Consider the following 11,906-nt stretch of genomic DNA (forward strand, 5'->3'; position numbering starts at 1 on the left):
GCTCAGGCGCCCCGTTCCGCATGACGGGCCACCGCGATCATCTCCGCGATGAGCGTCTCCAGCTTGTCGTCCGGGCGGCCCGGCGCCGTCGTCAGGTAGCGGTGCGCGGGACCATCTTTGACCGCGATCGCCTCGCCGCTCATGGCCATCAGGTGGGCCCACTTGCCGAACGAGCGCTCGGAGGTAAGCCCGACCTCCCGGGCGGAAGCCTCGTATCGCACGACATCCTGATAGAGTTCGCCGTCGCTACGATGCGATGCATGTTCCGGCGCGGTATCCCGCAGGAAGCTCATGATGCGCTGTCGGGACGCATCGACCCGCCTGTCTCCCAACAGGGCGATCTGCTCCGCCCGAACGGTCAGCAACCCGCCCCCCGCCACCGGCCAATCCGGATCGGCAATCACCCGCTTCAGGCCGCCGTAATCCTCCGCCCAATAGGCGACCTCGCTCGCCGGTCCGACGATGCGGGCGAACTGGCCGGCATCCAGCACCGGCATCAGCGCCCCGAGCACCCGCGGGTCCCAGTGCCGGAACATCACCGTCTCGTCGGGCGCCTCCGCGCCGTCCTCCGGAGGGGTGCTCCCGCCCGCGGCCGCCCAGGCCGGGATGCGGACCAGGTTGAGGCTGCGCAGGTGTCGATAGAGCGCGGGCTCGCCCGCGGCACAGGACCAGATCACCACGGCCGGGCGGTCGCCGACGAGGCGGAAGATCCGCTCCGGCGCGTCCCCGGCCCGCGAGAGCGGCACCAGCCACGGACCCGCCCGCTCGATCTCGGCATCGGCGTGATCGAGGAACAGCGAGCGCCCGAACAGGCCGGCGCGCCGCAGCGCACCCGGCAGGTCGTCGAACAACCCGCCGTCGATGACGGCATAGCCCGTCTCGCCGAATGCCTGCGCGCGCTCCGCGAGGCCGACCGGGAACGGCGCCTCCGCCGGGCCGGCCGCCGCGGCGGGGCGGATCACCTCGTTCGTCGGGGTCTCACCCGTCATGCCGGCTTTCCACCGAGAAGCTGCGGATCGCCGGGTCGAGGGCGGTCTCGAAGGTGACGGGCTCCGGCGCCTGGGCCGGGTCGGGGCTCAAGAGCACCACCGCCTCGATGCGGATGCGCAGCAGGCGTTCCAGTGGGTCGCGGCCCTTGAGCACGCTCACCCGCACGGCGCGGAAGCGCGGCTCGAAGGCCTTGATCGTCGTCTCGAGCGCCCGGGCGAGGTCGGCGCGCTGCTCGGGCGTGGCCAGCGGCGCGCCGACGAAGTCCTCGACGCCGTAATGCGGCAGCGCCTCGCGCAACGTCTCGAGGCCGGGCGGAGGGCTGGTCGGCAGGCGGCGGGTGTTGAGCAGGGCCTCGAGGTCGCGGCGGAAGCCCTCGCGCACCCGGCGCAGCTCCTCGGCGCGGGAGCGCGGCGGGTCGACGACGCGCTGCGGCTCGTCGTCGATCAGGCGGTCGAGGAGGGAGGGCTGGAGGCGCATCGGCTCACGGCTCGACGGCGATGCGCCGGATGGCGAGGAGGTCGCGCGCCTCCTCGCCGACGAGCCAGACCCGCTGGCCGCGCCCGCGCACCACCCCGCCGGGCGCGTCGATCCAGGCGGTCTCGCGGGCGAGGCGCTCGGCCTCGCCGGCCTCGGGGTCGTGATACTGGGCGAGCACGAGGAACGTCGCCTCCCGCCCGTCGCGCAGGCGCGCCTCGCAGCGGCGCCAGATCAGGTCGCGCGGGCGCTTGGGGGCCGCGAAGGCGAGGCTCTCGACGCGCTCGGGCGCCAGCCACAGGTAGCGGCCGGCGAGCGTCAGGGCCTCCAGCCCCGCCTGCGACAGGTCGCAGACGTCGCGCACCTCCTCGATCGGGCCGTCGTCGACCCGGGCGCCGACCGGCGGCATCGCCTCGAGGGCGAGGCGCGAGGCTTGCGCCGCCGCCGCGTCGCCCGCCCGCACCGCGAGGGCGAGGCGCATCGCTTCCGCCTGGCGCGGGGTCGGGCCGTCGACGAAATCCGGCGCCGCGCCGGTCTCGTACCAGGCGACGCGCGCGACCGCCCCCCGCAGGAGGTGGCGCAGGATCGCGATCGCCGGGGTCTCCGCCGGGGCGTGCTCGGTCGCGACCTGGAGCTGCGCCTCGGCGCGGTCGAGGGCGCCCTGGAGGATCAGGAGCTCGGCCAGGAGGATGCGGGCGGCTGCGTCGGTCGGCCGCTGCTTGACCGATCTCGCCGCGGCGGCGACCGCCTCGTCGAGGCGGCCGGCCGTGAGAAGGTCGGCGAGGGCGGGGGTGTCGAGGGCCGTCATTCTGACCTCGTGGCACGGGGGGCGTTCAGGCGGCGCCCTGGGCGGTGGTGACCTCGGCGACGAGCTGGAAGCTCGCCGCGACGTCGTCGAGCTGGAAGTGCGGCTGGAGGCGCAGGGTGCAGCCGAGCACGCCGGGGCGGCCGGGGATCTCCCGCACCTCGACGCCGGCATCGCGCAAGGGATAGCGCGCCTTCAGCTCCGCCTCGGCGCTGTCGCTGCCGAGGCGGTAGCGGGCAAGCCAGTCGACGATCAGCCGCTCCACCGCCGGCGCGCCGCCGAGGCGGCCGACCTGGTCGCGCATCATGACCTTGAGGGTGTGGGCGAAGCGCGAGGCGCACAGCACGTATTGCAGCATCGCGGCGAGCCGGGCGTTCTCCTCCGCCGCGAGGCCGGCGGCGCGGGCCGGCCGGTGCAGCGAGGGGTTGGCGTTGAAGACGAGGGCGGCGGTGAACGGCACGTGGCCGACCGGGATGATGCCGTGGTCGGAGAGCTGGCGCTCCTGCGCCGCGGTCAGGCGGATCTCGACGGGCGGCTGCGCGGCGAGGCCCGGCCGGTCGGTGGAAAAGCTCAGGGTCGGCAGGTCGGCGACGAGGCCGCCGCCCTCCTGGTCCTGGGGCACGCCGCGCAGGTCGGCGAACCAGCCGGAGGCCTCGAAGGCCCGCAGCACCACCCGGGCGAAGGCGTAGACCGGACTGCCCCACAGGAGCTCGTCGCCGCGAGCCCGCACCTCCTCCTCGAACGGGAAGCCGTCGGGGCGGGGGCGGTGATGGGCGCGGTGGGGCGTGCGCATCAGCACCCGCGGAGCGAGGAGACCGACGAAGCGGCAATCCTCGGTCTCGCGCAGGCTCTTCCAGCGGATGAAGTCCGGCCCGTCGAGGGCGGAGGCGAGGTTCGGGAGGCCGTCGAGGTCGGGAAACCCGTCGACCGCCAGGGCGGCGGGCTTGAGGCCGGCGAGGAACGGCGCGAAGGCCGCAGCCGCGACGCCGGCGATGCCCTGGAGGGCCGCGACGTCGTCGGTGCGCTGGACCGGGTCGACGCGGTGGCCGATCGCGTAGTCGCCGAGCAGAAGCCCGAACGGCTCGCCGCCCGGCATCCCGAATTCCTGCGCGTAGACGAGGTCGAACAGGTGGCTCTGGTCGAACTCGACCGCGCGCTCGAAGTCGCGGGCGAGCTCGCGCCAGGACACCGCCAGCACCTTGACGGTGACGGGACCGATCCCGTGAGCCGCGCCGACGAGGTAGGCGAGCCCGCGCCAGCGCGCCTCCAAGGCCTGGAAGTCCGGGTGGTGCAGGATCGCATTGACCGTCCGGTTGAGGCTGCGGTCGATCAGCGCGACCAGCCGGTCGGCGCGCAGGCGCAGGTCCCCGCCCGCGACGCGCTCCCGCGGTGCCGCTCCGACCATGCCGCGCTCAACCCTGGCGCGGGATGCGGGCGACCATGCGCAGCGAGGTGGTCAGCTCCTCCATCTGCAGCCACGGCCGCATCCAGGCGACGGCGTTGTACGAGCCCGGCCGCCCCGGGACCTCCTGCACCTCGACCCTGGCCTCGCGCAGGGGATAGCGCGCCTTCATCTCGGCACCGGCCTCGTCATTGGCATTGACGTAGTTGCCGATCCAACGGTTGAGCCACTTCTCGCAGTCACCAGCCTCCATGAACGATCCGATCTTGTCGCGACCGATCACCTTCAGGTAATGCGCGAAACGGGCGGTAGCCATGATGTAGGGCAGGCGGGCCGAGATGGCGGCGTTGGAGGTCGCTTCGGGTCGGTCGTATTTCTCGGGCTTGTGCGTCGTCTGTGCACCGAAGAACACCGCGTAGTCGGTGTTCTTGTAGTGGCAGAGCGGCAGGAAGCCGAGCTTGCCAAGCTCGGCGTCGCGCCGGTCGGTGATGCCGACCTCGGTCGGGCATTTCAGGTCGAGGTCGCCGTCGTCGCTGTGGAAGACGTGCATCGGCAACGCCTCGACCTTGCCGCCGCTCTCGGCGCCGCGGATCGCAGTCGCCCAACTGGTCTTGGCGAAGGCGTCGGTGAGGCGGGCGCCGAGGACGTAGGCGGCGTTCGACCAGCAATAATGCTCGTGCGGCATGGCGAGGCGCTCGCCGGGCTGGCCCGGCGCCTCTTGGAAGTCGAACGCATCAACCATCCGGGTCTCGCGCCCGTATGGCAGGCGGGCGAGCACGCGGGGCATCGTCAGGGTCACGAAGCGCGAGTCGGGCGACTCGCGGTATGATCGCCACTTGGCGTACTCGACCGTGTCGAAGATCTTTTCGAGGTCGCGCGGCTTGGCGAGATCGCGGAAATCGTCGAAGCCGAACAGCTTCGGGCTCGCCGCGGCGATGAGCGGCGCGAAGGCGGCGCTCGCCACGCCCGACAGGCCCTGCAGCATCTCGATGTCCTCGAAGTGGTTCGAGAACTCGTAGTCGCCGATCAGCGCGCCGTAGGGCTCACCGCCCGGGGTGCCGAATTCGCTCTCGTAGATCGACTTGAAGATCTGGCTCTGGTCGAATTCGGCCGCCTTGAGCAGGTCCTTGGCGAGTTCGCGCTTCGAGACGTTGAGCACCCGAATCTTCAGGTTGGTCGAGGTCTCGCTATTGTGGACAAGGTATTTCAGCCCACGCCACGAGCCTTCGAGCTTGAGGAATTCGGGCCGGTGCATGATCGCGGCGAGTTGGCGCGAGATCCGGGCGTCGATCTCGGCGATCGCCCGGTTGATCGTGACGGTGAGGTTGCGGTCGAAGCTGACGGTGCCTTCGAGAGCGCTCTGGGTCAGCGTCCGCAGCAGGTCCTCGGCGCGGTCGGGGGCGGTCTGCTTGGTCGCCGCGATGGCGGAGTCGAGCAGGCTGGCGCCGCCCACGGCAGTGTCGGAGGCGGCCGGATGCGCGGATCCTTGAGCGGCTCCTCCGGTGTTCGACGGGATGTTCGACATGGTCAGGCGGCTCCGTCGTTCGTCGGGGCGGGCTTGCTCGTCCGGTCGAGCTCGTCGACCAGCCGGCGGAGCTGGCCGTTGTCCTGCAGGATCCGCTCCAGCAGCAGCTCGAGATCCTCCGAGCGGTCGGCCTTTGTCAGCAGGTCGCGCAGCGCGTTGCGGGTCTCGAACAGCTTTGCCAGCGCCGGCACCTGTCGAACGATCTCCGCCGGCTCGAAGTCGTCGAGCTTGTCGAAGCGCAGGCGCACCGGCAACTGCGTGCCGTCGTCCGCCAGTGTGTTGTCGACCGTCAGGTTCAGGCCCGGTGCCATCCGGGCCATCACCTCGTCGAAGTTGTCCCGGTCGATCTGGATGAACTTTCGATCGCGGAACGGCTTGAGCGGCTGGGTCGGGTCGCCCGTGAAGTCGCCGAGCACGCCGACCACGAAGGGCAGCTCCTTCTCGATCAGGGCGCCCTCGGTCTCCACCTCGTACTTGATATGGACCCGGGGCTTGCGCACCCGTTCGAGCTTCTCGTGAATGCTGGACACGCGGACACCTCTTCAGTGACGACAGGGGGTGTTCGGGATTTCCTGCCCGAGGGAACGGACCCCGCGGGCTTCCTGCGCAGGGCGATCCCGGGCAAGGCCCAACCCGGACGATCCGGGGATTTCCGGGCGATGGGCGGTCACGGCCCGCCCCCGTCGGCGCCGATCTCGATCCCAGCCTGGCGCAGGAACTGGCCGCGGCGCTCGGCGTCGGGGATCAGCTCCCCGAGGAGGTCGAGGAGCGTCATGCGCCCGCGGCGTACCACCGTCTCCAGAGCGTAGGAGATGGGCGAGTGCGGCTCGGTCCGCCGGAAATAGGCGGCGATCACCAGGAGCTCGTCGAACGCCTGGTCGCGGCTCGTGATCGCGCGCGGGCCGGCGGGCCAGGGCCCTTCCGGGGACGGGGCGGGAAGGGGCGCGCCGGGCCCGGGGGACGCGCCGGCCGCCGTCGGCGCCTCTGGCGCGGCGGCGCCGGGCTGGCCCCACGCCGCCCCGAGCAGGCTGCGATAGACGTCGAGCACCTCCTCGAGGACGGTGCGGATGTTGGCGAGCGGCGGCGCGTCGTGCCCGCAGAAGGCGTCGAGCGTCGCGCTCATGCGCAGGAATGCCTGATAGGCCGCCAGGGCCGCGTCGGCGTGGGCCCGCAGGGCATCGGAGGCGGTCGCCGCTCGCGCCTCCGCGAAGGCCTGCCCGGGCTGGCCCGCGCCGCGGCCGCCGCTGCGGGTGTGCCACAGCGCGTGGACGCCGTAGGGGTGCCCCGGTACCAGGGAGACCATGCGGATCGGCTGGATCAGCACGCCGTCGGCTCCGACGCCGTTGAGGCCGGCCAGTGGGGAGAGCCGTCCCTCGGCGTCGTCCTCGTCGACGGAGTGCAGGTCGGGCCAGTATCGGTCGATCAGGCCGTCGACGAGGGCGAAGCCGGCGGCAAGACCGGAGAAACCCTCGAGCCGGACCAGGGCCTCGATCAGCCAGGCGGCCACTTCGAGATCCTTGCTGCGGCGCGCCAACACCTCCCTGGCGAGGTCGCGTACCGTCGTCCAGGCCGCCGGCACCGCGATCGCCTCGCCGGCGGTCTCCGCCGTGCGCTCGGCCGAGCGCGCCTGCGAGCGGGCATCCTTCAGCTTCAAATAGGGGGAGTTCGCACTGATGTCGGCCCGGATGTCGGGGCCGACCGGGTCATCCGCCCGGACGCGGTTCAGCAGTTCGTCGAGATCGAGCGACATGGACGGGATGGCATGGACAGGATGGATAGGGCGGCAACCTTGAGGAAGGTAATGCGTTCATCCCGCCACGAAAAGACGTCCTGGCAGTAATTTTGCTGATCCGACTCGGAATGAGGCGCTCCACCCCGTTTTCAAAGCGATCCATAGACGTCGAACGCGCGGACGCTGAATGGATCGTCGACGGCACCGCCTGTTTGCCGCCTAACCCGGCGAAATGCGCCGGTCGGGCTTTTCAGGCCGATCGTTCTCTCTATAACATCAGCGTCAGCAGCGGCATTAGCCCCCCGACATCTTCTAACGGAGGATCTCCGCGCATGCCGACCTTCGACCTGCACGTGGTCATCGGCCGTCTCGATCCCGGCCTGCGCCGGGCGCTCGAGCGCGCGGTCGGCCTCGCGGTGGCGCGCGAGCACGGCAGCGTCGAGATCGAGCACTGGCTCCTCGCCCTGGTCGAAGGGGATGACCCGTTCGGCGCGCTCCTGCAGTCCCTCGGCAGTCCGCCGGAGCGCGTCCGGGCCGAGCTGACCGCCGCCCTCGACCGGATGCGGCGCAGCGGCAGCGGCGCGCCGTCCCTGTCCCGCGGCACCCTGAGCTGGATCGAGGAGGGCTGGCTCACCGCCTCGCTCCGCTACGGCCGCGACGCCGTCGCCCCGGCCGACCTCGCGCTGGCGCTGACGACCTCCACGGCCCTGCGGGCGGCGATCCGCGAGGCGGCGCCGTCCTTACGCATCGACCCCGGCGCGGCCGAGGCGCGGGCGGCCGAGGTGCCGGCCCGGCCGGAGCCAGCGGCCGCGACCGCGACCACGCCGCCGGGGGGCACCGCCGACCCGGAGATCGACCGCTACACCCGCGACCTCACGGCGGAGGCGCGGAACGGGCGGATCGACCCGGTGGTCGGGCGCGAAGCCGAGCTGCGCCAAGTGATCGACGTGCTGCTGCGCCGGCGCCAGAACAACCCGATCCTCACCGGCGAGGCCGGCGTCGGGAAGACCGCAGTGGTCGAGGCGCTGGCGCTGCGCATCGTCGAGGGACACGTGCCCGAGACCCTGCGCAATGCCTGCATCCGCGCCCTCGATCTCGGCCTGCTCCAGGCCGGGGCCGGGGTGAAGGGCGAGTTCGAGCGGCGGCTGACCGCGGTGATCGCCGCCTGCCGCACGGCCTCGGTGCCGGTGATCCTTTTCATCGACGAAGCCCACACCCTGATCGGCGCCGGCAACCAGGCCGGGGGAAGCGACGCCGCCAATCTCCTCAAGCCGGCGCTGGCGCGCGGCGAGCTGCGAGCGATCGCCGCCACGACCTGGTCCGAGTACAAGCGCCACATCGAGCGCGACCCGGCGCTCACCCGCCGGTTCCAGGTGGTCAAGGTGGCCGAGCCGGACGAGGCGACGGGCGCCCGGATGCTGCGCGGGCTGGTGCCGGCGCTCGAGGCCCATCATGGCGTCGTCATCCGCGACGAGGCGGTGGTCGAGGCGGTCCGGCTCTCGGCCCGCTACCTGCCGGCGCGGCAGCTGCCCGACAAGGCGGTCAGCGTCCTCGACACGGCCGCCGCCGCGGTGGCGATCTCCCGCCAGACCGAGCCGGCCGCCGTGGAGGACCTGCGGGCGGAGGTGGCCGGCCTCCAGGCCGAGCGCGCGGCGATCACCCGCGAGGCGGGCGCCAATGGCGTGAGCGCCCTCGACGCCCGCCTCGCGGGGGCCGAGGAGCGCCTGTCGACCCTGCGCGACCGGCTCGGCCACGAGCGCGCGCTGATCGCCGAGATCGACGCCCTGGCGAGCCCTGAGGAGCGGCAGCGTCCCGAGGCCCGCGAGCGGCAGGCGGCCTTGCGGGAAGAACTCCGGCGCCTGCAGGGCCAGGCGGCCCTGGTCCACCCGGAGGTGGACCGCGAGGCCGTGGCCGCGGTGATCGCCCGCTGGACCGGCATCCCGGTCGGGCGGCTGGTGCGCGACGCGGCGCGGGCCGCGCAGGATCTCGAAACGCGCCTGCACGCCCGGGTCACCGGGCAGGACGCGGCGCTCGCCGCGCTCGCGGCTTCCCTACGCACCGCGAGCGCCGGGCTCGCCGACCCGCGCAAGCCGCCCGGCGTGTTCCTGATGGTCGGCACCTCGGGCGTCGGCAAGACCGAGACAGCCTTGGCGCTGGCCGAGGCGCTGCACGGCGGCGAGGCGAGCCTGACCGTCGTCAACATGTCGGAGTTCAAGGAAGAGCATAAGGTCTCCTCCCTCGTCGGGGCGCCGCCGGGCTATGTCGGCTACGGCGAGGGCGGCGTGCTGACCGAGGCGGTGCGGCGCCGGCCCTACGGCATCCTGCTCCTCGACGAGGTCGAGAAGGCGCATCCGAGCGTCCAGGACGTCTTCTACCAGGTGTTCGACAAGGGCAGCCTTCGCGACGGCGAGGGCCGCGACGTCGACTTCCGCAACACCACGATCCTGCTCACCGCCAATGCCGGTTCCGACACCCTGGCGGCGCTGGCCGCCGACCCGGAGACGATGCCGGAGGGCGAAGCGCTGGTCGAGGCGATCCGCCCGGAACTGCTGCGCCACTTCAAGCCGGCTTTCCTGGGGCGGGTGACGATCCTGCCCTACCGCCCGCTGCACCCTGAGATCCTCGCCCGCATCGCCCGGCTGCAGCTCGAGCGGGTGGGCGAGCGGATGGCGGGCGCCCACGAGACGCGGCTCGCCTGGACGCCGGCCGTGGAGGACGCCCTCGTCGCCCGCTGCCTGTCGGCGGATATCGGCGCACGGGCGATCGAGGGCGCGCTCACCCGGGAGGTGCTGCCCGCGCTCTCCGACCTCGTCCTGGCCCACGCCCTCGACGGGCGGCCGGTGCCGCCGATCCAGCTCACCGTCACGCGGGACGGCCTCTTTGCGGCCGCACCCGCTCCAGGAGCAACCGCCGGGGCGGCCCCGCCCCCGGTCGCACCCCCGCCGGAGGCCTGAACGGCCCCGGCGATCTCGCACGGGCCGGACGCCGCCCGCATCCACCACACGAGAGGACAGGGATCACAGCCATGCCGATTTACCTGCAGATCGACGGGATCCAGGGTGACGCCACCCACGAGTCGCACCGGCGCTGGATGGACATCGAGTCCCTGCACTGGAACGTCACCCGCAACATGAACACCTTCGCGGGCTCGGCCGCCAACCGCGAGGCCTCCGAGCCGACGGTGAGCGAGGTGACCCTCACCAAGGTCAGCGATTCCTCGACCACCAAGCTGTTCCAGGAGGCCTGCTCGGGCCGCAACGGCAAGACGGCGGTGATTCACCTCGTCACCACCGGCAACCCGGGCGACACCTACATCGAGTTCACGCTGCACAACACGCTGATCGCCGGCTACACGATCGGCACCACCGGCGATCGGCCGCTCGAGACGGTGACGCTGAACTTCACCAAGATGGACGTGAAGTACACGCCGACCGACAACCAGAACATGTCGCAGTCGCCGATGATCGCCTCCTACGACCTGGCGACCGCCCGGTCGTCCTGACCGTCCGCCCCCCTCTCAGCCATGCCGAGCGGGGGGCGCGTCGGCGCCCCCCGCCCCATCGCGGCCGCGCCGCCCGGCGCGCCCGCCTGCTCGCCCGGGGGAATCGATGAAGCCCGTCCGCTACGTGCTCAAGGCCGGCGACACGCTGTGGAGCGTCGCCGAGGCGCATTACGGCGATCCGGTGCGCTGGCCCGATCTCTACGCCTACAACAACCGCCCCGACATCGTCGCCCTGACAGAGCGGCCGCTCGTCGATCCCGGCCGGCTCAGCCCCGGTCAGGCGATCTTCCTGCCGCCCGCCGAGGCGCGCTCGACCCAGCGCCGCGCGCCCGCGAGCGCGGCGGCGAAGGGCGGCGCCCCGGCGTCGGGCCTCGGCGGAGCCGGGCTGACCGGCGGCATCCGCGGCGCCTATTCGGGCGCGACGCTGACGACCGGCGGCCTGGCGCCGAACCCGGCCGCCGAGACCTTCGTCAACGACTTCGCCCACGCCTTCGACCTCGAGGGCTTGCGCGTGGCGCTGCGCGGCGGCGCCGGTACGGCGACGCTCGCGCTGTCGGGCCTCGTCCTGCTGCAGAAGACCGGCCGGGTGCCGCTCCTGCGCTACAGCAACCGCAGCGCCGAAGCCCAGGCGCGCAGCCTGTCGGCGATGCTGCTCGGCCGGCTGCTGGCCGTGCCGGAGACCCGCCTCGGCTGGAACCCCGGGCGCGCCCGGCTGCGCCTGGCGACACCGCTGGTCGTCCATGCCGGGGTCGCACCGCCGGAGGGTGCCCTCGCCCGCGGGACGACCGGCCGGGGCGAACCGGCCTGGACCGCCCGGCTGGCTCTGCCCGACATGGCCGGGCGCATCGCCGGCCACGCCTACGTGACGCGAGGAGTGGTGGCGCAGGTCGCGCTCGACGGCGCGCAAGGCGCGGCGGCCGACGGGCAGGGCAGCTGGCTGTGGCTCGACGGCGTGCCGGATCCCGCGGTGGCGGTCCTCGGGGCGACCCTGTCCGAGACGGCGGTCACCGCGGGCAACGGGCTCGCAGATGCGGCGACGACCCTCGCGGCGCAGGCCGGGCAGCCGATCGACCCGGTGGCGGCGACCGCCTCCGCGTGGACGCCGGTGCAGATCGGCGGCTGAGCGCATCCCGTCGCGCGAGGGAGCATCCTGCGATGATCTACACCCAGGCCGGTCGCCTGATGGCGATCGACACCGTGCTCGGCCCCGACGTGCTGCTGCTCGAGCGCCTGGAGGTCGAGGAGGGCATCAACCGCCTCTTCACCCTCCAGGCCCGCGTCCGCGCGCAATGCGACGAGGTCCGCCCCGACGAGATCGTCGGTACCGGCGCCGACCTGACGCTCACCCTCGCCGACGGCTCGCAGCGGGTCTGGAACGGCCTCGTCACCGAGCTGCACGAGGGGCCGATCGTCACGAGAGGCGCGCGCCAGTACGCGCTGACCCTGCGCCCGCGCCTGTGGCTGATGAGCCAGCGC

11 protein-coding genes are annotated in these 11,906 nt (G+C 72.7%); 4 read left to right on the plus strand and 7 right to left on the minus strand.

Annotated features, from left to right (window positions below):
• Nucleotides 1-2: 2 nt before the first annotated feature.
• The 7 genes from A5481_RS14645 to tssA all read right to left on the minus strand — a co-directional run bounded on the left by A5481_RS14645 (nt 3) and on the right by tssA (nt 6,946).
• Nucleotides 3-989: a DUF4123 domain-containing protein gene (locus A5481_RS14645; protein ID WP_053082605.1), complete on the minus strand. Its 987-nt coding sequence runs from the start codon at nt 987-989 to the stop codon at nt 3-5.
• Nucleotides 979-1,467 (minus strand): type VI secretion system baseplate subunit TssE, encoded by a 489-nt coding sequence (gene tssE / locus A5481_RS14650; RefSeq protein WP_048437337.1) that lies wholly within the window; start codon nt 1,465-1,467, stop codon nt 979-981. Before tssE ends, A5481_RS14645 begins: the two co-directional genes overlap by 11 nt.
• Before the next feature lie 4 nt (nt 1,468-1,471).
• Nucleotides 1,472-2,272, minus strand: a complete 801-nt coding sequence (locus A5481_RS14655; RefSeq protein WP_048437338.1) for a type VI secretion system accessory protein TagJ — start codon at nt 2,270-2,272, stop codon at nt 1,472-1,474.
• A 25-nt stretch (nt 2,273-2,297) separates the two neighbouring features.
• The gene (gene tssC, locus A5481_RS14660; RefSeq protein WP_048437339.1) at nt 2,298-3,674 is read right to left on the minus strand and encodes a type VI secretion system contractile sheath large subunit; all 1,377 of its coding nucleotides are present in this window, start codon (nt 3,672-3,674) and stop codon (nt 2,298-2,300) included.
• A gap of 7 nt (nt 3,675-3,681) precedes the next feature.
• The gene (tssC, locus tag A5481_RS14665; protein ID WP_082173597.1) at nt 3,682-5,196 is read right to left on the minus strand and encodes a type VI secretion system contractile sheath large subunit; all 1,515 of its coding nucleotides are present in this window, start codon (nt 5,194-5,196) and stop codon (nt 3,682-3,684) included.
• A gap of 2 nt (nt 5,197-5,198) precedes the next feature.
• Entirely contained in the window at nt 5,199-5,726 is a 528-nt protein-coding gene (tssB, locus tag A5481_RS14670; RefSeq protein ID WP_048437341.1) for a type VI secretion system contractile sheath small subunit, read from the minus strand.
• 137 nt (nt 5,727-5,863) lie between these two features.
• Nucleotides 5,864-6,946 carry a type VI secretion system protein TssA gene (gene tssA / locus A5481_RS14675; protein WP_064504009.1) on the minus strand — a complete coding sequence of 361 codons (1,083 nt, stop codon included), beginning with the start codon at nt 6,944-6,946 and terminating at the stop codon, nt 5,864-5,866.
• A 314-nt stretch (nt 6,947-7,260) separates the two neighbouring features.
• Between tssA and tssH the strand changes: the two genes are divergently transcribed.
• The 4 genes from tssH to A5481_RS14695 form a co-directional block, all read left to right on the plus strand.
• Entirely contained in the window at nt 7,261-9,882 is a 2,622-nt protein-coding gene (tssH, locus tag A5481_RS14680; RefSeq protein ID WP_048437280.1) for a type VI secretion system ATPase TssH, read from the plus strand.
• Nucleotides 9,883-9,953: 71 nt separating this feature from the next.
• Nucleotides 9,954-10,430 carry an Hcp family type VI secretion system effector gene (locus A5481_RS14685; protein ID WP_048437281.1) on the plus strand — a complete coding sequence of 159 codons (477 nt, stop codon included), beginning with the start codon at nt 9,954-9,956 and terminating at the stop codon, nt 10,428-10,430.
• Between the two features lie 106 nt (nt 10,431-10,536).
• Nucleotides 10,537-11,553 (plus strand): LysM peptidoglycan-binding domain-containing protein, encoded by a 1,017-nt coding sequence (locus A5481_RS14690; protein WP_048437282.1) that lies wholly within the window; start codon nt 10,537-10,539, stop codon nt 11,551-11,553.
• Nucleotides 11,554-11,585: 32 nt separating this feature from the next.
• Nucleotides 11,586-11,906: contractile injection system protein, VgrG/Pvc8 family (locus A5481_RS14695; protein ID WP_048437283.1), on the plus strand; the 321-nt coding region annotated here is incomplete at its 3' end.

This window comes from Methylobacterium platani, from assembly GCF_001653715.1.
Lineage (GTDB): Bacteria > Pseudomonadota > Alphaproteobacteria > Rhizobiales > Beijerinckiaceae > Methylobacterium > Methylobacterium platani.

What these genes read in the sequence shown, in the direction of transcription:
- tssA (WP_064504009.1), bottom strand. Translation starts at nt 6,946, where the DNA reads ATGTCGCTCGATCTCGACGAACTGCTGAACCGCGTCCGGGCGGATGAC.
- A5481_RS14655 (WP_048437338.1), bottom strand. Translation starts at nt 2,272, where the DNA reads ATGACGGCCCTCGACACCCCCGCCCTCGCCGACCTTCTCACGGCCGGC.
- tssH (WP_048437280.1), top strand. Translation starts at nt 7,261, where the DNA reads ATGCCGACCTTCGACCTGCACGTGGTCATCGGCCGTCTCGATCCCGGC.
- tssC (WP_048437339.1), bottom strand. Translation starts at nt 3,674, where the DNA reads ATGGTCGGAGCGGCACCGCGGGAGCGCGTCGCGGGCGGGGACCTGCGC.
- A5481_RS14690 (WP_048437282.1), top strand. Translation starts at nt 10,537, where the DNA reads ATGAAGCCCGTCCGCTACGTGCTCAAGGCCGGCGACACGCTGTGGAGC.
- tssC (WP_082173597.1), bottom strand. Translation starts at nt 5,196, where the DNA reads ATGTCGAACATCCCGTCGAACACCGGAGGAGCCGCTCAAGGATCCGCG.
- tssE (WP_048437337.1), bottom strand. Translation starts at nt 1,467, where the DNA reads ATGCGCCTCCAGCCCTCCCTCCTCGACCGCCTGATCGACGACGAGCCG.
- A5481_RS14645 (WP_053082605.1), bottom strand. Translation starts at nt 989, where the DNA reads ATGACGGGTGAGACCCCGACGAACGAGGTGATCCGCCCCGCCGCGGCG.
- A5481_RS14685 (WP_048437281.1), top strand. Translation starts at nt 9,954, where the DNA reads ATGCCGATTTACCTGCAGATCGACGGGATCCAGGGTGACGCCACCCAC.